Source organism: Pantoea piersonii (assembly GCF_003612015.1).
GTDB classification, from domain to species: Bacteria; Pseudomonadota; Gammaproteobacteria; order Enterobacterales; family Enterobacteriaceae; genus Pantoea; species Pantoea piersonii.
The window spans coordinates 188,518-211,855 of the sequence record NZ_RARB01000002.1 but is presented as its reverse complement, the minus strand read 5'-3'; the positions used below and the strand labels follow the sequence as shown (position 1 = coordinate 211,855).

Genomic DNA, 23,338 nt, shown 5'->3' with positions numbered 1-23,338 from the left:
TGATGAACCCCGAAAAAACCGACCCGCTGATTCTGGTAGTGGAAGACGAGCCGAAGCTGGCGCAGCTGATGATCGACTATCTGGAAGCCTCTAACTACCGCACCCATCATATTGCCCACGGCAACGACGTGCTGCCTTTCGTCCAGCAGACGCCGCCCGATTTGATGCTGCTGGACCTGATGCTGCCCGGCAGCGACGGCCTGACGCTATGCCGCGAAATCCGCCGCTTCTCTGAGCTGCCGATCATTATGGTGACGGCGCGCACCGAGGAGATCGATCGCCTGCTCGGCCTGGAAATCGGCGCGGATGATTATATCTGTAAGCCTTTCAGCCCGCGCGAAGTGGTGGCGCGGGTGAAAACCATTCTGCGCCGCGTCAGACGCGCGCCGGAAGAAGCGGGCAAAGCGTCGCTGCTGAAAATTGACGAGAACCGTTTCCAGGCGAGCTGGCACGACCAGCCGCTGGAGCTAACGCCCGCCGAGTTCCGCCTGCTGAAAACCCTGGCGCTGGAGCCGGGAAAAGTCTTTTCGCGTGAGCAGTTGCTGAATCATCTTTACGACGACTACCGCGTCGTCACCGATCGCACCATCGACAGCCATATTAAAAATCTGCGGCGCAAGCTGGAAAGCCTCGACGCCGACCAGCCGTTTATCCGCGCCGTGTACGGCATGGGCTATCGCTGGGAAGCGGATCTGTGTCAGTTGATCTAGATCAATTGATTTGCTCTCTCCGCCGCCTACAATTCCGCACCTTTTGCAGGGCCGTTAAGGTGACGACCGCTGCACGTGCCGCGCCAGGCGGCATGCTGACCTGACATCAGTGAGAACACCATGAAACCAGAACTGCTTTCTCCAGCGGGAACGCTGAAGAATATGCGTTACGCCTTTGCCTATGGCGCAGACGCGGTCTATGCCGGACAGCCGCGCTACAGCCTGCGCGTGCGCAATAATGAATTTACCCATGACAACCTTGCCAAAGGGATCGCTGAAGCGCACGCGCTGGGCAAGAAATTCTATGTCGTGGTCAATATCGCGCCGCATAACGCCAAGCTGAAAACCTTTATTCGCGACCTGACGCCGGTCGTAGAGATGCAGCCCGATGCGCTGATCATGTCCGATCCCGGTTTAATTATGCTGGTGCGCGAAGCTTTTCCGCAGATGCCGATCCACCTTTCCGTGCAGGCCAATGCGGTCAACTGGGCGACGGTGAAATTCTGGCAGCAGATGGGGCTGACGCGCGTGATCCTGTCGCGCGAGCTGTCGCTGGAGGAGATCGCCGAGATCCGCCAGCAGGTGCCGGAGATGGAAATTGAGATCTTCGTACACGGAGCGCTCTGTATGGCCTACTCCGGTCGCTGTCTGCTTTCAGGCTATATGAACAAGCGCGACCCGAATCAGGGCACCTGCACCAACGCCTGCCGATGGGAATATAAGGTTGAGGAAGGGAAGCAGGACGAGGCAGGCAATATCGTCGAGGTGCAGGAGGTGACGCCGACGCTGGGTCTTGGCCAGCCCACCGATAAGGTGTTCCTGCTGGAAGAGAAGATGAAGCCGGGCGAGGTCATGAGCGCCTTTGAAGATGAGCACGGCACCTACATTATGAACTCTAAGGATCTGCGCGCGGTAGCGCACGTCGAGCGCCTGAGCGCAATGGGAGTTCATTCGCTGAAAATCGAAGGCCGTACCAAATCCTTCTACTATTGCGCGCGTACGGCGCAGGTTTACCGCCGCGCTATCGACGACGCCGCGGCCGGGAAACCCTTCGATCCCGAGCTGCTGACCACGCTGGAGGGGCTGGCGCATCGCGGCTATACCGAGGGCTTTTTGCGCCGCCATACGCACGACAGCTACCAGAACTACGCGCAGGGCTATTCGATCTCGGAACGCCAGCAGTTTGTCGGCGAATTTACCGGCGAGCGTCGCGGCGACTGGGCGGAAGTGGCGGTAAAAAATAAGTTTCTGCTCGGCGACAGCCTGGAGATCATGACGCCCAACGGCAATCTGAACTGCAGGCTGGAAGCGATGCAGGATGCGCGCGGCGCGGCCATTGACGTCGCGCCTGGCGACGGCCATCGCGTCTGGATACCGGTGCCTGCGGATGTCGGGCTGGCGTTTGGCCTGCTGCTGCGCAATTTCACCGACGGCAGCAGCACGCGGGATCCCCATAGCAAATTACTCACGTCGCGCAAGTAAACAGACGAAGTTAGAACAGGATCACAGACCGCCGCTGCGCGCTCCTTTATAGTCGCGCCTGCTGCGAACGAGTAACAACTAATAGCTGTTGTATCAGGAACCACCTCATTCACCCGCCCGGCTCCCCCGTGCGGGTTTTCTTTTTTCCGCTTTTCTCCCGTAAATTTTCCCTCCTGACTATGCTATAAGCAGAAATCTTTGTGGGTTTTCAAGGAATGGATAATGGAAAAACAATCGCTTACTCTAATAATTCTTAACGGCAAAGGCGCAGGTAACGAGGAGTTGCGCGCGGCTGTCACGACGCTGCGCGATGAGGGCTTTGCCATCGCCGTGCGCGTTACCTGGGAGAAAGGCGACGGCGAACGTTACGTCGAGGAAGCGCTGCGACTGGGCGCAGAGACCATCGTTGCTGGCGGCGGCGACGGCACTATTAACGAAATCGCCACCGCGCTGACCGCCGTTGATGCCGCCCGACGGCCGGTGCTGGGCATTCTTCCTCTTGGCACCGCCAACGATTTTGCCACCAGCGTCGGCATTCCTGCCGAAATGGAGCCCGCGCTGCGCCTGGCGGTTCAGGGCAAGGCTCACGTTATCGACCTGGCGCGGGTTAATCAGGATCGCTTTTTCATTAATATGGCGACCGGCGGTTTCGGCACCCGCATCACGACCGAAACGCCGGAGAAGCTGAAGTCTGCGCTGGGCGGCGTCTCCTATTTTATTCACGGACTGATGCGGATGGACACGCTGAAACCCGATAGCTGCGAGATTACCGGCCCTGAGTTTCACTGGCAGGGCGACGCGCTGGCGATTGGCGTCGGCAACGGGCGTCAGGCGGGCGGCGGCCAGCGTTTGTGTCCATCGGCGCTGATCAATGACGGCCTGCTGGACGTCAGCATCGTCACCGCGCAGGAGCTGCTGCCCACCCTGCTGCACTCGCTGACCAGCAACGACGACAATCCGAATATTGTGACCGCTAAACTCACTTCGCTGCGCATCGTTTCGCCAAATGAGATGACCTTTAACCTGGATGGCGAACCGCTCTCCGGCCGCGAGTTCGACATTGAGGTACTACCCGGCGCGCTTAGCTGCCGTCTGCCGCCGCAGTGCGCGTTGCTGGCCTGACGTTAGCCTCCCGGGCGCTGAGTCAAGCGCCGCTCTGGCTAAACCGGCTGCGCTGACGTGCGCAGCATCACCCAGTGACATAAAGGCAAAAGAGACTATCCCTGTCTGCTCGTCCCGCGTCATTCACGGCGCGGGACGTTTTGCTTTTCGGGGCGTGCTGCCTGCTTGTTAGCTTTTCTGCCGCTGGCGCGGGCTTAAGAGCTGCGCGCCAGCCCTGAAATTCTCTCTGTGATTGTCTTCACAACTCTGCAACCTCAACTTGTATGGTAGTATAAATGCGCGTACTTTTTCAGCATTGATTGCTGAATGAAGGCCACGGAAAAATGAAAATTGTTAACGCTGAAGTCTTTGTTACCTGCGCAGGCAGAAACTTCGTTACGCTGAAAATCACCACCGATGAAGGCATTACCGGCATCGGCGACGCGACCCTTAACGGCCGCGAACTGCCGGTCGCCTCCTACCTGAAAGATCATGTGTGTCCGCAGCTGATTGGCCGCGACGCGCATCAGATCGAGGATATCTGGCAATATTTCTATAAAGGCGCCTACTGGCGTCGCGGGCCGGTCACCATGTCAGCTATCTCTGCGGTCGATACGGCGCTGTGGGATATCAAAGGCAAAGCCGCCAATATGCCGCTCTACCAGCTGCTGGGCGGCGCCTCGCGCACCGGCGTTATGGTCTATTGCCACACCACCGGCCATACCATCGATGAAGTGATGGATGACTACGCAAAGCACAAGGAGATGGGCTTCAAAGCGATTCGCGCCCAGTGCGGCGTGCCGGGCATGAAAACCACTTACGGCATGGCGAAAGGCAAAGGGCTGGCCTATGAGCCAGCAACCAAAGGGAACTGGCCGGAAGAGCAGCTGTGGTCAACGGAGAAGTACCTCGACTTTACGCCGAAGCTGTTTGAAGCCATCCGCGATAAATTCGGCTTCAACGAACACCTGCTGCACGATATGCATCACCGCCTGACGCCGATCGAAGCGGCGCGCTTCGGCAAAAGCGTCGAAGATTACCGCCTGTTCTGGATGGAAGACCCGACGCCCGCTGAAAACCAGGCGTGCTTCCGCCTGATCCGCCAGCATACCGTCACGCCGATTGCGGTCGGCGAAGTGTTCAACAGTATCTGGGACTGCAAGCAGCTGATTGAAGAGCAGCTGATCGACTATATCCGCACCACCATCACCCACGCAGGCGGCATCACCGGCATGCGCCGCATCGCCGATTTCGCCTCGCTCTACCAGGTACGCACCGGCTCGCACGGCCCCTCGGATCTCTCGCCGGTCTGCATGGCGGCGGCGCTCCACTTTGACCTGTGGGTGCCGAATTTCGGCGTGCAAGAGTATATGGGCTTCTCCGAGCAGATGATGGAGCTGTTTGACGCCAACTGGCGCTTCGAAGATGGCTTTATGCATCCGGGCGACAAGCCGGGGCTGGGTATCGAATTTAATGAAAAGCTGGCGGCGAAATATCCCTATGAACCCGCTTATCTGCCAGTGGCCCGTCTGGAAGACGGCACACTGTGGAACTGGTAAGGAGCGCATCATGAAAAGCGTTGTTATAGAACAACCCGGCACGCTGGTTCTGGCGGAGCGTCCGTTACCTGCACCCGCTGCGGGCGAAGTACGCGTAAAGGTGAAATACGCCAGCATCTGCGGCTCCGACGTGCATATCTGGCATGGCCATAACCCTTTCGCTAAATATCCGCGCGTCATCGGCCATGAATTTTTCGGCGTGATTGATGCCGTCGGCGACGGTGTTGACGCCAGCCGCATCGGCGAACGCGTGGCGGTCGATCCCGTCGTCAGCTGCGGCCACTGCTATCCCTGCTCGGTAGGCCGCCCTAACGTTTGCACCACGCTGAGCGTGATCGGCGTACATCGCGACGGCGGCTTCAGCGAGTATAGCGTCGCGCCCGCCAGCAACGCTTATACCCTGCCGACGACCATCCCTGACAGGCTGGCCAGTATGGTGGAACCTTTCACTATCGCGGCCAATATTACCGCGTTCCTTAAGCCGCAGCCGCAGGATGTGGCGCTGATTTACGGCGCGGGTCCGATGGGCCTGACGGCGATTCAGGTGCTGAAAGGAGTCTATAAGGTAGCGCAGGTGCTGGTGGTGGATCGTCTGCCGGAGCGTCTTGAGCTGGCGCAGGCCAGCGGCGCGGATCGCGTCTTCAACAACGCCGAAGTGGCGCTGGCGGCGCAGCTGGAAGGGGTGCAGCCGACGTTGATTATTGATGCCGCCTGCCATCCGTCGATTCTGGCAGAAGCAGCGGCGATCGCCTCGCCCGCCGCGCGTATCGGACTGCTCGGCTTCTCCGGCGAGCCGTGTAGCATCACGCAACAAAGTCTCACCAGCAAAGAGCTGTCGCTGTTTACCTCTCGCCTTAACAGCCATCGCTTTCCACAGGTCATTGAGTGGATGGAACAGGGGCTGATCCAGCCAGAAAAACTGGTTACGCACTACTTTTCGCTCGACGAAATCGAACGCGCGATGACGCTGTTCGAAAAAGACCCCCGCACCTGCTGTAAGGTCGTTTTAGAGATGTAGCCGCCTTGCCTCACCGGGGATTCAGCCGGCAGCGCGCTGCCGGCCTACTATCACTATAAAAAAGCGTTGGAGCCACTATGTTTAAAAATCTGCGCTGGACAATTGTACTGCTGTTGTTTCTTGTTTACATGATCAACTACCTCGATCGTGTCGCCCTCTCCCTTACTCTGCCGCTGGTAGAAAAAGATCTGGCGATCAACGCCGAACAGTTCGGCATGATCTTCGGCAGCTTCTTCTTCGGCTATGCCTTGTTCAACTTCATCGGCGGCGTCGCCACTGACCGCTTTGGCCCGAAAATCGTGCTTGGCCTGGCGGTTGGCATGTGGTCGCTGTTCTGCGGCATGACCGCGCTGGCGACCGGCTTCTGGTCGATGCTGATCCTGCGCGTACTGTTCGGCATGGCGGAAGGCCCTATTTGCGCCTCAGCCAACAAAGCGATTAACGGCTGGTTCCCGAAAAAACAGGCCGCCACCGCGATGGGCCTGTTGAGCGCCGGTTCGCCGCTGGGCGGCGCGGTAGCGGGCCCCATTATCGGCTACCTCGCTCTCGCCTTCGGCTGGCGTCCGGCTTTCGTTATTATCTGCCTGATTGGTCTGGTATGGATGGGGATCTGGCTGTTCGTTTCAGCAGACAACCCGGCAAAGAGCAAGCATGTCTCGGATGAAGAGCGCGCGCTGGTTGATAAACTGAAAGCCGAGCAGCCGGGCGAAGAAGCGGATCTGGCACAGGCGTCCCACGGCTTCGGCTACTATCTGCGTCAGCCGATTATTCTGGTCACCGCCTTCGCCTTCTTCTGCTACAACTATATTCTGTTCTTCTTCCTGAGCTGGTTCCCGGCCTATCTGGTGCAGGCGCACGGCCTCGATATTAAATCGATGTCGATCACCACCATGATCCCGTGGATTGTCGGCTTCGTCGGTCTGGCGCTGGGCGGCTGGATCTCAGACAAGATCTTCAATATTACCGGCAAGTTACTGTTGTCCCGTAAAATTGTGCTGGTGGTCTCACTGTTCGCCGCCGCCGTTTGTGTGGCACTGGCGGGTACGGTAAAAGAGGTCAACTCTGCAGTGATGATGATGTCGATATCGATCTTCTTCCTCTATATCACCGGGGCCATCTACTGGGCGATTATTCAGGACGTGGTGCACAAGAGCCGCGTCGGCAGCATCAGCGGCTTTATTCATCTGGTAGGCAGCCTCTCGGGCATCATCGGCCCGATCGTCACCGGCTTTATCGTGCAGCATACCGGCAAGTTTGACAGCGCCTTTGTACTGGCCGGCTGCGTCGCCGCCGTTGGCGCCTTCCTGGTGCTGTTCGTTATCCGCAGCCCGAAAGCGAGCAAGAAGCCGGTTTCGGTATAAGCAGAACGTTTTACATGACTGAATCACGGGGCGCAGGACGCCCCGTTTGCCATAAGGACGGACTATGTTAGAGATTGATCGCCTTCCCGCCGACGTGCAGCGCCCGCGCTACGATCGCAGCAAACTGAAAACCCGCATGGTGCATATTGGCTTCGGCGCTTTTCACCGCGCGCACCAGGCGCTGTGCAGCGACAAGCTGGCGGAACAGGGCAGTGACTGGGGCTATTGTGAAGTCAACCTCAACAGCGGCGAGCTGATTCAGGCGCTGCGTCAGCAGGATCACCTGTATACCCTCACGGAAATGGCTGACGACTCGCTAAATACGCGGGTCATCGGCGTCATCACTTCAGCGCTGCACGGCAAAGGCGACGGCATTGAGGCGGTCATCGCCGCCATGAGCCAGCCGGACGTGGCGATTGTCTCTATGACGGTAACAGAGAAAGGCTACTGCCATCATCCCGCCAGCGGCGACCTCAACCATGAACATCCCGATATCCAGCACGATCTGGCCCATCCCGATGCGCCGCGTTCGCTGCCGGGCCTGATTCTGGCGGCGATCCGCCGACGCCGCGACGCGGGATTGCCGCCGTTCAGCGTGATGTCCTGCGACAATATGCCGGAAAATGGCCACGTCACGCGCAATGTGATTGTACAGCTGGCGCAGCGGCAGGATGGCGCGCTGGCGGACTATATTCAGCAACATGTCACCTTCCCTTCCACCATGGTCGATCGCATCGTTCCGGCGATGACCGACAGCGCCTTTGCTCAGCTTGCCGACCGCCTCGGCTGTAGCGATCCGGTCGCGGTCGAAGCGGAACCCTTTTTCCAGTGGGTCATCGAGGATAATTTCGTCAGCGGTCGGCCAGCCTGGGAGCAGGCGGGCGCGGAACTGGTTAAAGACGTGCTGCCGTTTGAAGAGATGAAGCTGCGGATGCTTAACGGCAGCCACTCCTTTCTGGCTTATCTCGGCTTCCTGTCCGGCTATGAATACATCAGCGACTGTATGGCCGATACCAGCCTGCGCACCGCCGCCCGCAGGCTAATGCTTGAGCAGCAGGCGCCGACGCTGCGCACGCCGGGCGTCGATCTCACCGCCTACGCCGACTCGCTGATCGCGCGTTACGAAAACCGCGCGATTAAGCACCGCACCTGGCAGATCGCAACCGACGGCACGCAGAAGCTGCCGCAGCGCCTGCTCGACAGCGTGCGCTGGCACCTGCGCAACGGCAGCAACTGCGACCTGCTGCTGCTGGGCGTAGCGGGCTGGATGCGCTATGTCGGCGGCGTGGATGAGCAAGGCGCGCCGATCGAGATCCGCGATCCGCTGAAAGCGGAGCTGGCGGAGCGCGTAGCTGCCAGCGCCGAAGGTGAAGCGCGCGTGAAAGCGCTGCTGGGGATGAAAGCGGTATTTGGCGAAGATCTGGCGCAGAATGCGGAAGTCGTCGCCACGCTGACGCGCTTCTGGCTGCAGCTGCGCGAGCATGGCGCACGCGCCACCGTGGCGCAGATTGTCCATTCGCTGTAATTGTTCAGTATCAAAAGCGCTGGCGCAGTCGCAGCGCGCTGATTAGACTGACACTTTCCCAACGGGCTGGCTACGGCCAGCCGTAATACGGATATGCCGCATGTCAATCGCCTATACCATTACCACCAGCGAACCGGTTAACCAGCAGATCTATCGTTATCTGCGGAAGGATATCGTGACCTGCGTCATCCAGCCGGGTTCGCTGCTGTCAGAAAAAGAAGTTTCAGCCCGGTTTAACGTGTCGCGCCAGCCGGTGCGTGAAGCCTTTATCAAGCTGGCAGAGGCGGGTCTGGTGCAGGTACTGCCGCAGCGCGGCACCTTCGTACGGAAAATCTCTGCGCGCCGCGTAGCGGATGGCCGGTTTATTCGCGAAGCGGTAGAGGTTTCGGTCGTGCGGCGTGCGGCGCTGGAGATTGAGCCTGCGGCGCTGATGACGCTGGAGCACAATCTTCAGCTGCAGAAAATGGCGGCCAGCCGTCAGGACAGCCAGGCGTTTCTGGGCCTCGACGATGAGTTCCATCGGCTGATTGCCGAGAGCATTAACTGCGCGCTGGCGTGGGAGACGGTAGAAAATATCAAAGCGGCGATGGACCGCGTGCGCTTCCTGACGCTGAGCGAAGTCTCGCCGCCGGACAGCCTGATAGAGCAGCACGAGGAGATTCTGTCGGCGTTAAAAAATCACGATGCCGACGCTGCCGAAGCGGCAATGCGCCGTCATCTGCAGGAGATGATTTTCTCCATTACGCCCATTGCCGAGCGCAACAGCGAGTGGTTTGAGTCGCTGTAATCTCATAATAAAGAAGGCCAGCGTCCGCTGGCCTTTTTCATCTCTTCGTCGCAGGATCCGTAAACTCCTTATCCAGACCCCTTAAACCCCTGGCGAAGCCGGGTTTAATCAGGCGATGGTGACCTCTTTAGAGAGATAAACATCCTGCACCGCATTAATCAGCGCCACGCCATCCTTAAGCGACTTTTTAAACGCCTTGCGCCCCAGGATTAGCCCCATGCCGCCCGCGCGCTTGTTGATTACCGCGGTGCGCACCGATTCTGCGATATCGGTTTCGCCCGCCGACGCGCCGCCGGAATTAATCAGCCCGGCGCGGCCCATATAGCAGTTCGCCAGCTGGTAGCGCACCAGATCAATCGGGTTGTCTGTGGTCAGGGTACTGTAAACGCGTTCATCGGTATGCCCAAACTTCACCGCCTTGTAGCCGCCGTTATTTTCCGCCAGCTTCTGCTTGACGATATCCGCGCCGATGGTCGCCGCCAGATGGTTAGCCTGTCCGGTGAGATCGGCGCTGGCATGATAGTCCACGCCATCTTTTTTGAAATCGTTATTGCGCAGATAAGCCCAGAGTACCGTGACCATGCCCAGTTCGTGCGCACGCTCGAAAGCGGCGGCGATCTCTTCAATCTGGCGGCGCGACTGTTCGGAACCAAAATAGATCGTGGCACCGACGGCGACTGCCCCCATATTGAACGCCTGCTCGACGCTGGCATAGAGCGTCTGGTCATACTGCGTCGGATAGCTCAGGGTTTCGTTGTGGTTCAGCTTCACCATAAAGGGAATGCGATGCGCGTAACGGCGCGCCACCGAGGCCAGCACGCCATAGGTTGACGCCACGCAGTTACAGCCCGCTTCAATCGCCAGCTCAACGATATGTTTGGGATCGAAATAGTGCGGGTTGGCGGCAAAGGAGGCGCCCGCCGAATGCTCCACGCCCTGATCGACCGGCAGGATTGACAGATAGCCGGTGCCCGCGAGGCGGCCGGTGTTGTATAGCGTCTGCATATTACGCAGCACCGCAGGCGAACGGTTATTGTCGATCATCACGCGATCGACATAATCGGGGCCGGGCAAATAGAGGTTTTCCGCGGGCAGGGCCAGACAGCGATGCTGAAGAAGAGAATCCGCGTCCTGGCCCAGTAACTGTACGATGTCCGTCATGTTAACTCCTGTCAGAAAAGAGGTGATGCGCCGGCGCAGACCGGCGCGAGCCACCACAGCCTGAACGTCGCAGCATCACGACGCAAATTGCTGACTCCATTTTTCAGACGGATCCGTAGCAAGATTTCTCATTCCAGGGCGTTCTGCCCTACCACCAGCGATGAAAATGGTGCACCGGCCCGATGCCTTTGCCTACTTCCAGCGTATCGGCCTGCATCAGCGCCTGTTGCAGCCACGCTTTCGCCTCGCGCAGCGTTTGCGCCCAGCTGTCATGACGCGGGCGTAGCGCCGCCAGCGCGGCGGAGAGCGAACAGCCGGTGCCGTGTGTATGGCGCGTGTTGACGCGCGGCGCGGTAAAGCGCTCTGCGCCCTCGCGCGTGATCAGCCAGTCCGGGCTTTCGCTGTCGCCAAGATGCCCCCCTTTCATCAGCACCGCCTGGCAGCCGAGCGCCAGCAGCGCGTTGCCCTGCTCCAGCATCGCCTCTTCGCTGCGCGCTGGCGCGCACTCAAGCAGTGCGGCCGCTTCCGGCAGGTTCGGCGTAATTAACGACACCTGCGGCAGCAGCAGCTCGCGTACGCTGGCGATCGCGTCTGGCGAGAGTAAGGGATCGCCGCTTTTCGCCACCATCACCGTATCCAGCACCACAAAAGGGATGTCGGCTCGTTTCAGCTTTTCCGCCACTTTTTGCACGATGGCGGTTTCCGAGAGCATGCCGATTTTCGCCGTATCGATGCGCACGTCGCTCAGCACCGAGTCGAGCTGCGCCGCCACAAAGTCCGGATCGATACGATAGACCGACTGCACGCCGCAGGTATTCTGCGCCACCAGCGCGGTAATGACGCTGGTTCCATAGGCGCCGAGCGCTGAAAAAGCCTTGAGATCGGCCTGAATGCCTGCGCCGCCGCTGGGGTCGGTTCCGGCAATAGTCAGGGCGTTGATACGCTTCATGCGCGCGCCTCCTGTGCCAGCTGCCATAAGGCATCAATAAACAGCGTGGCGAAGCTGCCCGGCGCGCCTGTCTGCGCAGCGGCGCATTCACCTGCGCACGCCATCACGCGGCAGGCGCTGGCGACGTTGTGCAGCCGTTCGCCGGGCAAACTGCAAAAGGCCGCCACTACGGCGGAAAGCGCGCAGCCGGTGCCCACCACGCGGGTCATCAGTGCGCTGCCGCCGGGTATGCTCAAGGTCGTATCTCCGTCTGTGACGTAATCGACCTCGCCGCTGACGACCACCAGCGTTTGCGCGCGCTTCGCCAGGCTGTGCGCCGCCTCCAGCGCCGCTTCCGCCTGATGCTGCGTATCTACCCCACGCCCGCCGACGCTCTGCTGCGCCAGCGCGAGGATTTCAGAGGCATTGCCACGCACCGCGGCAGGTCGCCGCGCAAGGAGTTGCTGGCTGAATTCAGTGCGCAGCCGCAGCGCCCCGACCGCGACCGGATCGAGCACCCAGGGCGTCTGCGATGCCTCAGCGGCCTGTACCGCCGCCAGCATCGCATCGCGACGGTCACGAGTCAGCGTGCCGACATTGATCAGTAACGCATCGGCTATCGCGGCAAACTGCGCGGCCTCATCAGGGTCGATAACCATCGCGGGCGAAGCGTGAAGCGCCAGCAATACGTTGGCGGTGAAGTTCTGCACGACATCGTTGGTCATACAGTGAACCAGCGGCTGCTGCTGAACGAAACGGGCGAGAACGGGCGCGAAATGCGCGTCGGAAAAGCGTTGAGGTTGGTGGATCATTATTACTCCCAACCGGCGAACAAGAAGGCGAATGCGGTCAGGCATCTGACTTCCCTACGCTGGCATTATCCAGATCAGGTCAGCGGGTGTATCTCAGCCCTGTATACAGGGGCACCCCGAGTCATTAAAGTAAATCTCTCATTACTTTTCACCAGCATACGGGAAGTGTCGCTTGCAAAGCAAGCTAGCCTCTCCACATTCGCCTTCTTGATCGCCGGAAACGGATAAAGCCTGATTACCCCACCTTTGACCTCACGTTTTACCCCACCCTTGACCTCACCTAGGCATTATCCAAAAGTTTAAGGAAATGAGCCAATGTGCCGATTAATAAAGATGGCTGGTTGACAGGCTGCCTGATGCAAGCCCCTACCGAACGTTAGTTTGGAAAAAGAAATAAAAAGGAAGTTAAAGTTTTTCTGAGGGGTGACGATAGTAGGTATGACGGCGCTGAAGCCGAAGGGGTTTAAGCCCAAACCTTAACCAAATGACTTGATTAATAGGAACTTTTACCATGGCTCAAGTAATTAACACCAACAGCCTCTCGCTGATCACTCAGAACAACATCAACAAGAACCAGTCTGCTCTATCTTCATCAATTGAGCGTCTGTCTTCTGGTCTTCGCATTAACAGCGCCAAAGATGACGCAGCGGGCCAGGCAATAGCTAACCGTTTCACCTCAAACATTAATGGCCTGACTCAGGCTGCGCGTAACGCCAACGACGGTATCTCACTGGCGCAGACCACTGAAGGCGCACTGTCAGAAATCAACAACAACTTACAGCGTGTTCGTGAACTGACTGTTCAAGCACAGAACGGCACCAACTCTGATTCCGACTTGTCTTCAATCCAAGACGAAATCACCTCACGTCTGGACGAGATTGACCGCGTTTCAGGTCAAACCCAGTTCAACGGAGTAAGCGTTCTATCAAAGGCTAATAACTCAATGTCAATCCAAGTGGGTGCAAACGATGGGCAGACTATTAGCATTGATTTGCAGAAAATTGACTCTTCCACACTTGGACTTTCTGGATTTAATGTCCAAAAACCAACATCTGTTACTTCAGAAGCTGTAACTGGACTGACTTATTCCAATACAACAACCTCTATAAATACTGGTTCAGCTGACACATCAGATTTAACCGCAGGTTCAGGTGGCACCTTGTCTGTCACAGGAGTAACCTTCGATAAGGACTCAGGTAAATATTATGCTGCGGTGAATGATACAGCATCTACTGGATCTATTAGCGGAACTTATGAGGCTACAGTTGGAACAGATGGAAGCGTCAAAGTTTCTAATAAGACAGCCTCTCCAACTGGAGCGACCGCTGTAACGTTTGTTCAACAAGGTTCAGGCAATGCAATTGACTTGACTAAGGCTGCTTCTACCTTGGCTGCAGCAGGCGTGACATTAACTAACGGCGCAGATGACCTTACTCTTGTTAAGTTGACCGAAACTGATACCAATGGCAATACTTCTAATGCTGGTTATGCCTTGCAGGCTGCAGGTGGTAAACTCTATGCAACGGATTATGATGGAACTAATGGCACCACTCTCGATGCCAAGACAATTTCCTATACTTCATCAGTAGGTGCCAGCTCTAAAGCTGCTGTAGAATTAGGGGGAATCGACGGTCATACTGAGGTTGCTACTATTGGTAGTAAGACTTATCTTGCATCTAAAGCATCTAAACATGATTTCTCTGACACCTCAAGCCCCCTAGCTGAAGTAAGCACCACAACAACAACGGATCCTTTAAAAGCACTTGATGCTGCTATCGCGCAGGTTGATAAGTTCCGTTCAAGCTTAGGTGCTGTTCAGAACCGTCTGGATTCAGCGGTAACTAACCTGAACAACACCACTACTAACCTTTCTGAAGCGCAGTCTCGTATTCAGGATGCAGATTACGCTACTGAAGTTTCAAACATGTCTAAAGCACAGATCATCCAGCAGGCAGGTAACTCAGTGTTGGCTAAAGCTAATCAGGTTCCACAGCAGGTATTGTCTCTGCTTCAGGGCTAATAGCAAAGGCTCCCCGTATTCGCGGGGGGCTTTATTTCAACCGTAAAAGCATTGCAATTGCAATGTGTTTACTGATGAAATACACATAATTTGAAGTCTACTTTTAGGTTAAATAGTTGTCGAAATGATCAGGCGTCAAGCATACAAGTTTCAGTTGAAACCAAATCCAGAACAGATTGCTTCTATGAAGTCATTCGCTGGTGCTTGTCGTTTTGTCTACAATCGTGCTCTAACTATGCAAAGCGACATCTGGAGAAATGGTGATCGCTACATACCTTATAATAAAATGGCACCGTGGCTTGTTGAATGGAAAAGCCAAGAAGAAATGTCCTGGTTGAGTAATGCCCCTTCCCAGATCCTTCAACAAACATTGAAGGATCTTGATAAAGCATTCAACAATCTCTTTTCACGTAGAGCAACCTTTCCTTCCCCAAAAAAGAAAGGGAAAAATGATGCATTCCGTTATCCCACTCAGCGCGTGAAGCTTGATGAAGGCAATGAAAGAATCCAATTGCCTAAGTTAGGTTGGGTGCGTTACAGAAAAAGTCGCTCCATTACAGGCGTGATTAAAAACGTCACAGTTTCAATGAAGCTGGACAAGTGGTATGTGAGTTTGCAGACCGAAGCTGAGGTTGATGAACCTTCATCGCAGCAATCATCAATGATAGGTCTTGATGCCAGCAACATTGAATGCATCACCACTTCTGACAGCACTGATTTTTTGTCTCAAGCATCTTTACCCAAAATGGAAAAGTCTCTTGAGAAAAACATTAAGCGTCTGCGCAAGAAGAAGAGATTTAGCTCTAATTGGGTCAAACAAAGGCATAAAGTAAACCGCTTGTTAAATCGCATCTCAAATATGCGTAAAGACCATTTTCATAAGATTTCAACAACACTAAGCAAAAACCACGCGATTGTTGTGATCGAAAATCTTGAGGCTGCAACCTCTTTATCAAAGCGTCCTAAGAGCACTAAACGTTTCCTATCCAACGAGACTTATGAATTAAAAAGGCAGCTTGATTACAAGCTGAATTGGAATGGTGGCGAACTTATGACCGTGCGCGAACGCGATAACAATTTCAAGCCAGTTTCAGATAACGCCTCAAGCAACCTTTATGGCAGGCTTAGGGCTGAGAAGATTCTAGCGGCAGGGCATGCCGTTATTGCCTGTGGAGGAGCGGAGTTTTTAGGCCATCCGATGAAACAGGAACCCTCAGAAGATGGCAAAAGCACCGTTATCTTGCTGTAAGCTCGGGTTATCCGCGCCGGATGTCAACGTCTGCCCTTAACTTTGAGTTATGTGGCAAAACAAAAAATTGTCTAGCCATTTGCGAGCATACAACCAGATAAAAAGCAAGAGAATTTAATTGACTTTTACTTTTGTTTGTGGTATTTTAACGCCGAAGTTGCGAGCGATAGCGAGTATGGTAATCCTTTTATTTAAATATTCTCTCTAGCTATGTTTCATGTAGTAGATGACTATCGTAGATAGGAGTCTACGGAATGGAACATAGCTAATTAATGTATCCCTTCCTGTTTAAGATAAAGGGACAAGGTTAGTGAGTGGTTAGATACATCACCTTAACTCTAGTGCTAACTAACGTTAGTTCTAACCTCTCTGATCTAACAGATGAAACACAATACAGTTAACCTTAAGGTTATCCTGCTGAGATAACTCACAACATCTTACACTTCCTGTAATGCCCTTCTTATGCACTCTATTCTCCAACCTTGACCCAACAACCAATTCTGTTAAGCGTGTTTCTTAGAACATCACAGGAGCTATCTGACCCATCTGTAAATGGTTGCCCTACTCACTTTATGCCGCTCCACTAATTCACCTACCTTAATGCCTCTCCTAAAGTCCTGAATAACCTTATCCTTGATTGAGAATGTGTGCGTTGAAGGTTTGCCAGGCTTACGTCCTGCTACCGTGCATAACTCCTTCCCTGAATCGGCACAAGCTACAGTTACGCGCTTATCTCCTGCACAATGTTCTTTTCTAAACACAACAACACAGATTGGTAATGGTGATCTGACGCTCTCAAGCCGTGCAGGATGGATGAACTTGACGCCACGATGCAGAAACCTGATTTCGTGACAGTGAGGGTTAGCGAACACGCCAGAGAGAAAATATGTAGCTTGTGGCCTAGCTGCAATCACCAATATGGATAAGTCAGCCTCACCTGCTTTTGTAAGGAAATCAGCCGTCATTGAGAAAGGAGGATTGCAAAACACCCTCTCACCTTTCCAGCTCTGTTTTAGTGCGTCAGCACCAGCATCCCAATAACGATCACACACTGCATTATCAGCATCTGCTGCTGCATCAACCGTGAAATCAAATTCATTGTCTAATTCCCTTAACAACTGAAACGGCGTGCGCCAGTCATCCTTACCGCCATTGTTAACACCGTGCCGTATGTATCGAAAGCATTCGTCCCTGATAGTGATAGCCTGCTCCTTGATCCCATAACTCGCTCTAATAGTGAGATACTATGTTTACAAAACAGCCGTCATTCAAGCAACCTTTATTCCCATTAGATACCACTCAGCAATAACCTTCCCTATCACAGATAACAGAATCAAGTCAATAAATAACAATTGACATTTTGTGCTAAATCTGTTATTATGAGGGTGTAGGGTAAGCAAAGCTCAGAGTTTACTTTCCCCTATCGAGCTTTGGGCATCACAGGCCCAGCCGTGATCGCGTCACACAGCACCATTTCATAGCAAACCTTCACACCAGTGAAACCCAAAAAGTTCCACGCGATTGCCGCGTTCATTATCAAAACTGTCATCCAAGCAGTGTCTCCGTAATGAACCGGGCTTTCCTTTCGCGTGGGATTTTTTCATCTTAACAAAAGGAAATCTCATACAGATGAATGACACAGACAGCAGCAATTCGCTGCACCTCATCGAGACGTGGCTACCTCGATTTGAATATCACGTTTACCGTGACCGCCTCCGCAGTCATAACCTACCGACAACCCCAACCCGTGTGGCCTTCCTGTATTGGGCTGAACAGATGATGAAGCACTGCTTCACCTGGGAAGACTTCATTCAGGAATGGGATAACGGCAACCCTCATCGTGTTTTAAATCAGTGGCTAGAATCTGCCCTCATCCGAAAGGATTACTACGATGGCACCTGGTATTACGTCACCGAATACGCGGCAGATAACAAATCACCCTTTACGTGCAAAAGCTGCAACCGAATCAACATCAAACGACTTTTAGAAATTAAGGAGCAACAACAATGAAACCATTCTCACTACCACCAGCAGCAGTAAAAGAAATCAAAGCCATCTACAAGGCAGAACGAGACGGATACGTATCCGAGTATGTCCGTCGTCACTTGCGTGAGCGTGTCGAGCTAACAGAACCCCATCCGATCAGTTTAGTGCGCCTGCAAGAGCACATCCTCAACGGATACCGCATTGCAGACCTGCGATCACAGGACATCTTCATTCCGGGTAGTCCAATGATGCGCGTTGTTCTCGACCGCCCTCAGTCTGTCATCGATGCAGATCGTGTAGAGCTCGAGGCAGCAGCCGAAGCTGCACTGATGGACGAAATCACCGATGAAATCAGTCAGGTGTATGCAGCCCGCCACCGTGCAGAAATGGAAGCAAAAGCAGCAGAGGAAGCCGCAACACTGGAAGCAGAAGCCCCAAGTATGCGCGAACGTATCCGGGCGGCACTGGCAGACAGTGAGAGTGAGTAAAATGAACACAGTTATCTCTCACATCAGCACCGAAAAATTTTACTCCCTTCTTAGATAAAAGTCTCGAAAATGGGGGAGTAAAATAGAGGTAAAAAAGGGCCATTTTTCGGAGGTCGGTTATTTTTTGAACAGCAATTAATGACCTCTAAACCCGCGTCATTACTGGGTTTTACCCCAAAAAGAATGATGATCTAGCAGGGGTAAGAATATGTCACGCTAAGGCCTGTTTCACAGGTATTCTTTGGAGTGACATCAGTCACGACATTACCCCTTAATCTATTTCACAAGGAGTGTATGAACATTCATTGCAAACAGTGTGGAGTTGAGTTTCAGCCTCAACGTTCCACAGCAGTCTATTGCAGCGTCAATTGCCGGAAAGCAGCATCAAGAAAACAACCAACAAAATCATCCAAAACATCAACCAAACAATCAGAGACACCACTTGAAGATCTGGAGTCTGCCTTCTTTCGTTCAGGTGTATCAGACTGGCTGGTGAAGCAATGCAAGCGAAGTAAAACAGTCGAAATCCTTCCAGCCACCAAAGCAGAAATGCTTGCCCTGTTCCATCTGGTGAGATGGAAACAATCGCGTTTGCCGTATGCGAAGGATGGTTTCAACTATGACATTTGCCACATCTACCCCGGCAAGAAAGTAAAAGGCAGGATCGGCACACTTCACCCAAACAATCTCTTTGTTGCACCAGCCAGCAATAACCGTGCAGCACAGGCAGCAATGCCTGTTCAGGGTCATGGCGTCAGCATTGCAGCCGGATACCTCAAGATGCCATACCGTATTGACGCCAACACAAGCGACAGCAGCATCAGAGCCAAAATCCGCACATACCTTACTGAACAAGGTATCTGGGAGGAGTTTCTTCGTGCATCAGGCGTTGAGCGCGGTAAAAAAGAAATCACCTACAAGTCTTTAAAGGCAAAAATCCCCAATCTGGAGAATCTCCCGTTCTTTCGATTACTGGAGATTGCTTCCCAATTACATAACAAAGAAGTCATGGTGCAGATACGCGAGCACTTTGGCGAGCCATACACTGAGAATGAGGAACACGATATGAACCACTTAGAACAAGAAATCACCCGTTACAACAAAGCCACGGGGAAACGCCTTGAATCGTCCGACCACAGGGAAGCACTCCCGGTTTACCCGGAGAAGAAAGTAGCAGAAGTTTATCTGCGCGAACTGATTCGATTCGCACAGCTTTACCCGTCAGGCAGTCAACAACAGCGGTATGCTCAATCGCTGGTTAAGGAAGGTTATGCGCTGTGCCGTGGAGGATACAACTACTTCCTGGCCTATCCACCCTATCACACCCAACTGTCAACAATGGATGCAGATCAAGAAAACCTCCTGTCTAGTCTGGCAGACGCAGCGAACCCTCACAAACAAAATAGCATCGTTCCAAGAGCCTTTGTTCAGGCTAATAAGAAGTTGCCAGCAGGCACCGCAGAAAGCATCTGGCAGGATCTTTTTATCAGAGTGGCGCAATGGCAGTCAGACAGCTTTACGTTTCTCCAGTATGGGATTGTGCCTTCAGATTACCGCTTTGCTTAACAACATTTCATCTTCAAAAGTTTTATTCAAAACAGCTTTTTCATACCGCAGTTTGACCGCTGGTCATACCACTACTTAGTTTTAATTTTAATAATCAACGGTCGCAACTAATCCTCGGCATACAGCCGCAGCGCCAATAACTGCCCGGAGGCTCAATGGGACAACGTAAAGACTACAACCAACGCGCAAGCGAATACCTGAACGCAGATGCAGCAAGTCGCATCAGCGCCATCAGAAACGATCTAAACAAGTTAGATAACATCAACATACAAGAACAACCGAAAGCGCCTGAGAAAGCCAGAGAGAAGCAAATACCGTGCCCCCGCCGTATTGATGGGACGCCCTTCATTGAATACTCACCGGGCTACCTGATCCATCAGGACAACTTCGAAGATTATGTGAGCGGAGAGCGTAAGCTATCGGACGAGCAACGCGAACAAGTTGACGCAAACAGCATCAGTCAAAGTTGGGAATGGTTTGTTGTGAAATGGCGAACAGCCTGGACATTGGAGAGTTGGGATTTTAAGGCGTGGCCTTGCACTTTGGCAGATGATTTACGGCAGGTGCACCGCCCTTAGTTGATTACCTCAAAAGAGGTATTTTTAATAATTTAAATGTATAAGTTATGTTTTATTGTTATAATGATTTAGTGCCGAGGATTTTGAATCTTCCTCGTGATACCAACGTCGGTGGCTTAAGCCGCCCTTGCCACTCCAGGCCCCGGCTTCGTGTTACTCCTTATACGTTGCCGGTTACTTTTCTTAGCTCGCTTATGAGCTATAACTCCCAGCTTTAACGTCAAATCTTCTACAAAAAGATCTAGGACTAATCCTAAAGCCAGGTCCATTTATGATCTTATGAGATAATTCTCATCTTGTATGATTTTACAAAGGTTCAATGTCACGGAGATTGACGTGGTTACTTCTTTTACTTTTTTGTTCACTGGCATGGGGGGAGCTTTGTGCATACTGTATTGGGCAACAAACTAAAAGAAGTGGAAGCTCAAAAACTGGATGGCTGGGAATTTAATGAAAAGCAGTTAGCCTTCATTGAAGCGGTATTAAAAGATGATCTGCGTCATGAGTTTGCAGAAAGGCAAAAGAACATAAAAAAACGCCTGAAAGTATTGTGAAATAATGAGATAGTGCCGTTAGCATGGCAGGAAGCTATGTTGGGAGGGAAATCTATTCGCGGTGATTTCCCTTCTTGCTGTGTGAACATTGCCTTACTGGGGGCACCCCGGACTAGCAATCCTTATCTGGTTGTCCGGGAATCTTTTTCATTCACAGCCAACTCTTTTTTGATTCGGTAGTAAGTGGCACGGCTAATACCAGCAGCTTTCATAATACGTGCAGGTCCTACGCCCTTCTCCAGCAGATCTCGAACCATTTCACGCGCTTCCTCATCCTTCGGCTTACCAGCATAAACGCCAGCTTCTTTAGCCTTAGCAATCCCTTGCGCCTGACGTGCGCGGCGTGTCTCATAGTCCTGACGTGCCATAGTCGCCAGAATGTCTATCAGCATAGAGTTGACGGCTTTCAACACACCAGCGATCACCGGGGTCATTTCACCCTGAAGCATATTCCACGAAGTAGGCAAATCCATCACCACCAGCAACAGTCCCTTATCCTGGATGTTACGCTTCAACACTTCCCACTGTGTAGCCTCAAGACGGCTCAGGCGGTCGATACTCTCCACCAGCAGCACATCACCAGCTTTACTATCTGACAGTAGCTTATCCAGTTCTGGACGTGCCAGCTTTGCACCTGAAGCATTCTCCACATACTCACCACTAACGTGCCAACCACGAGCACCAGCGAACTCACGCAGTGAAGGCAGCGCACGAGAGCTGTTCTGTCCAGCAGTAGACGCACGAGCATAAATCAATGTATTAACCATAAAGTCTCTCAAAGGTTCATCTAAGTGACCCTAATGATACGCATCTCATTTTTCGTAGTCAATAAGGTGAAAATAACACCCTAATGAGACCATTCTCATAACTATTTTTGAGGTATACCCTAAAGAGAAATGTTCACCTTCAGATATTTGGCTGGTTCGACCTGTTCATTTTGGCGGCGGGGTTTTGCGCGGCTTAACGCTTTGCGTGTGTGTTCGGAAGGGGGCGTCAAAATATCCCGGGTAGGTGGAGGTAATAGCAAAATCCCGCCACAAGCGAAGTTAATCTAGACGAGATTTATTGCAATTGGCGTATAGACGAAACTCACTATAAGTGAGTCTGGAGTAACTTTAGCCCTTTAAGTTTAGCTCCAATCTAACCCATCAATCACGTAATGAATCGCTGATAATGGGAATGAGTGTAAATATCGTTTGGTAACTCCGATCCCTGTCATTTGATGCCCTAATGTAGCTTGTAGGTGAGCAACGTTTTTCACCCAACCCGCCATTGAGGTTGTGGCTACAGCGTGGCGCATTGAATGAAGTAACCTTCTTTGCTGGTGATCATCAAGATAAGGAATACCAAGTTGATCTCTGACATCAGAAAACGTCTTACCTATCTTCGTCATGTTGCTTCCTGAGACATCAGGGAAAAGAACATCATCAGATTGCGCTACAAAGTCCAAGAAGCCCCATTCAATCAGGTGCAAGTGTATTACAACTCTACGGGTAGCATTGTCTGTCTTGCCCTGCCCATTTTCAGCAATAAGAAGGTAGTGACGTTTGCTATCTTCGTCATACTTGATTTGCTGCTTACGTAATGTGGCTATTTCACCTCTTCTGCACCCCGTGTAAGCAAGCAGCAGCATGATCCATTTCTCCCAGCCCTCCGGCTGCCCAATAGCCCACTGAACAAACTTCCTCATCTCAGATGCAGAGTAAGCGCCATAACGTGCTTTAGAGGCTGAAGCGGAAATGCCGTCTGTAGGACTCTTTTCAAGTATTCCCTTGTCATCAGTAAGGAAGGTTTTGAACAGGCTTTTGTAGATCTTCAGATGCTTATGCATCGCCTCATCACCAACAAGATCAGCCTCTGGAACGTCTTCAAGCGCTATCAATTGTTCCAGCGTCATAGAGCGGTATGGCTGCACTACACGCTTAGGCAGATTTTCAACTACTTCCATTACTTGCTTGATGTCATGTTTGTTGACCGTGATTACATCCTTCTCCTTGCCCAGCACAACAAACAAAACCTCCATGAAGCGCTCATTGGCCTGTGCAATTCCACGACTCCATTTAGTTCCTTTCGCCGCCTTATACATTTCCCAGGCTTTGACGAGTGACAAACCCGACTTTACCTCTTTAGGCTTCACAGCTTTCTCAGACTTTGATTTACCACCTGCAAACGAAAGGACACTTTTCAAATCCCCTGCTAGTGAGGATTTGATTGCATCAATGCGTTTTGTGAAATCTGTCAGTGCAAGAGTTTGATCTTGGACAAATGGAACCAGAGGAATCAGCGAAGCCATCATCGCGCTGGCAACACGATAGCTATCAGTGTCGAGGCTACGTTTGAAAGATTTACCGTCAGAGAAACGGAATTGGATGTAATACGTATTCGAACGCTGAAACGTATAACGAAGAGATTTATACCTCATAATGTCACCCTCATTTGACCTCAGTGAAAAT

At 52.9% G+C, this 23,338-nt stretch carries 21 protein-coding genes and 1 riboswitch; of the genes, 15 read left to right on the top strand and 6 right to left on the bottom strand.

Annotated features, from left to right (window positions below):
* The first annotated feature begins 2 nt into the window (after positions 1-2).
* The 8 genes from baeR (at position 3) to D7S44_RS06760 (ending at position 9,543) form a co-directional block, all read left to right on the top strand.
* Entirely contained in the window at positions 3-710 is a 708-nt protein-coding gene (baeR, locus tag D7S44_RS06795; protein ID WP_120454178.1) for an envelope stress response regulator BaeR, read from the top strand.
* Between the two features lie 120 nt (positions 711-830).
* The gene (gene trhP / locus D7S44_RS06790) at positions 831-2,192 is read left to right on the top strand and encodes a prephenate-dependent tRNA uridine(34) hydroxylase TrhP (RefSeq protein WP_120453258.1); all 1,362 of its coding nucleotides are present in this window, start codon (positions 831-833) and stop codon (positions 2,190-2,192) included.
* Between the two features lie 222 nt (positions 2,193-2,414).
* The gene (gene yegS, locus D7S44_RS06785; protein ID WP_120453256.1) at positions 2,415-3,314 is read left to right on the top strand and encodes a lipid kinase YegS; all 900 of its coding nucleotides are present in this window, start codon (positions 2,415-2,417) and stop codon (positions 3,312-3,314) included.
* A gap of 323 nt (positions 3,315-3,637) precedes the next feature.
* Entirely contained in the window at positions 3,638-4,852 is a 1,215-nt protein-coding gene (gene manD, locus D7S44_RS06780; protein ID WP_120453254.1) for a D-mannonate dehydratase ManD, read from the top strand.
* A 10-nt stretch (positions 4,853-4,862) separates the two neighbouring features.
* Entirely contained in the window at positions 4,863-5,870 is a 1,008-nt protein-coding gene (locus D7S44_RS06775) for a Zn-dependent oxidoreductase (protein WP_120453252.1), read from the top strand.
* Positions 5,871-5,947: 77 nt separating this feature from the next.
* Positions 5,948-7,231 (top strand): MFS transporter, encoded by a 1,284-nt coding sequence (locus D7S44_RS06770; protein WP_120453250.1) that lies wholly within the window; start codon positions 5,948-5,950, stop codon positions 7,229-7,231.
* Between the two features lie 64 nt (positions 7,232-7,295).
* On the top strand, positions 7,296-8,756 hold the full coding sequence (locus D7S44_RS06765; protein ID WP_120453248.1) for a mannitol dehydrogenase family protein: 1,461 nt from the start codon (positions 7,296-7,298) through the stop codon (positions 8,754-8,756).
* Positions 8,757-8,856: 100 nt separating this feature from the next.
* A complete protein-coding gene (locus D7S44_RS06760) occupies positions 8,857-9,543 on the top strand; it encodes a GntR family transcriptional regulator (RefSeq protein ID WP_120453246.1) in 687 nt (228 codons plus the stop codon).
* A gap of 108 nt (positions 9,544-9,651) precedes the next feature.
* On the opposite strand, the gene fbaB is transcribed toward D7S44_RS06760, so the two are convergent.
* The 3 genes from fbaB to thiM all read right to left on the bottom strand — a co-directional run bounded on the left by fbaB (position 9,652) and on the right by thiM (position 12,444).
* Positions 9,652-10,704, bottom strand: a complete 1,053-nt coding sequence (gene fbaB, locus D7S44_RS06755; RefSeq protein ID WP_033750266.1) for a class I fructose-bisphosphate aldolase — start codon at positions 10,702-10,704, stop codon at positions 9,652-9,654.
* Between the two features lie 148 nt (positions 10,705-10,852).
* Positions 10,853-11,653, bottom strand: a complete 801-nt coding sequence (gene thiD, locus D7S44_RS06750) for a bifunctional hydroxymethylpyrimidine kinase/phosphomethylpyrimidine kinase (RefSeq protein WP_120453244.1) — start codon at positions 11,651-11,653, stop codon at positions 10,853-10,855.
* On the bottom strand, positions 11,650-12,444 hold the full coding sequence (gene thiM, locus D7S44_RS06745; protein ID WP_240629437.1) for a hydroxyethylthiazole kinase: 795 nt from the start codon (positions 12,442-12,444) through the stop codon (positions 11,650-11,652). Before thiM ends, thiD begins: the two co-directional genes overlap by 4 nt.
* A gap of 34 nt (positions 12,445-12,478) precedes the next feature.
* Positions 12,479-12,573: riboswitch (TPP riboswitch) on the bottom strand.
* A gap of 382 nt (positions 12,574-12,955) precedes the next feature.
* On the opposite strand from thiM, the gene D7S44_RS06740 reads away from it, so the two are divergent.
* Together D7S44_RS06740 and D7S44_RS06735 are read left to right on the top strand one after the other, a co-directional pair.
* Positions 12,956-14,464, top strand: a complete 1,509-nt coding sequence (locus tag D7S44_RS06740) for a flagellin N-terminal helical domain-containing protein (RefSeq protein ID WP_120453240.1) — start codon at positions 12,956-12,958, stop codon at positions 14,462-14,464.
* Between the two features lie 124 nt (positions 14,465-14,588).
* Positions 14,589-15,713, top strand: coding sequence for an RNA-guided endonuclease InsQ/TnpB family protein (locus D7S44_RS06735; protein ID WP_120453238.1), 1,125 nt, complete (start codon positions 14,589-14,591; stop codon positions 15,711-15,713).
* 533 nt (positions 15,714-16,246) lie between these two features.
* Here the strand turns inward: D7S44_RS06735 and D7S44_RS06730 are convergent.
* Positions 16,247-16,885, bottom strand: coding sequence for a DNA N-6-adenine-methyltransferase (locus D7S44_RS06730; protein ID WP_271153145.1), 639 nt, complete (start codon positions 16,883-16,885; stop codon positions 16,247-16,249).
* A gap of 457 nt (positions 16,886-17,342) precedes the next feature.
* Between D7S44_RS06730 and D7S44_RS06725 the strand changes: the two genes are divergently transcribed.
* The 5 genes from D7S44_RS06725 (at position 17,343) to D7S44_RS23455 (ending at position 20,885) form a co-directional block, all read left to right on the top strand.
* Positions 17,343-17,723, top strand: a complete 381-nt coding sequence (locus D7S44_RS06725) for a hypothetical protein (protein ID WP_120453234.1) — start codon at positions 17,343-17,345, stop codon at positions 17,721-17,723.
* Complete coding sequence (locus D7S44_RS06720) at positions 17,720-18,187, top strand: hypothetical protein (RefSeq protein ID WP_120453232.1); 468 nt, start codon at positions 17,720-17,722, stop codon at positions 18,185-18,187. The genes D7S44_RS06725 and D7S44_RS06720 overlap by 4 nt, the downstream gene beginning before the upstream one ends.
* 294 nt (positions 18,188-18,481) lie before the next feature.
* A complete protein-coding gene (locus D7S44_RS06715) occupies positions 18,482-19,753 on the top strand; it encodes a hypothetical protein (RefSeq protein ID WP_147402084.1) in 1,272 nt (423 codons plus the stop codon).
* 155 nt (positions 19,754-19,908) lie between these two features.
* Positions 19,909-20,331, top strand: coding sequence for a hypothetical protein (locus tag D7S44_RS06710; protein WP_120453228.1), 423 nt, complete (start codon positions 19,909-19,911; stop codon positions 20,329-20,331).
* A gap of 383 nt (positions 20,332-20,714) precedes the next feature.
* A complete protein-coding gene (locus D7S44_RS23455) occupies positions 20,715-20,885 on the top strand; it encodes a hypothetical protein (protein ID WP_158591219.1) in 171 nt (56 codons plus the stop codon).
* A gap of 122 nt (positions 20,886-21,007) precedes the next feature.
* On the opposite strand, the gene D7S44_RS06705 is transcribed toward D7S44_RS23455, so the two are convergent.
* Together D7S44_RS06705 and D7S44_RS06700 are read right to left on the bottom strand one after the other, a co-directional pair.
* Complete coding sequence (locus D7S44_RS06705; RefSeq protein ID WP_120454176.1) at positions 21,008-21,652, bottom strand: recombinase family protein; 645 nt, start codon at positions 21,650-21,652, stop codon at positions 21,008-21,010.
* Between the two features lie 362 nt (positions 21,653-22,014).
* A complete protein-coding gene (locus tag D7S44_RS06700) occupies positions 22,015-23,307 on the bottom strand; it encodes a tyrosine-type recombinase/integrase (protein ID WP_120453226.1) in 1,293 nt (430 codons plus the stop codon).
* Between the last annotated feature and the right edge of the window lie 31 nt (positions 23,308-23,338).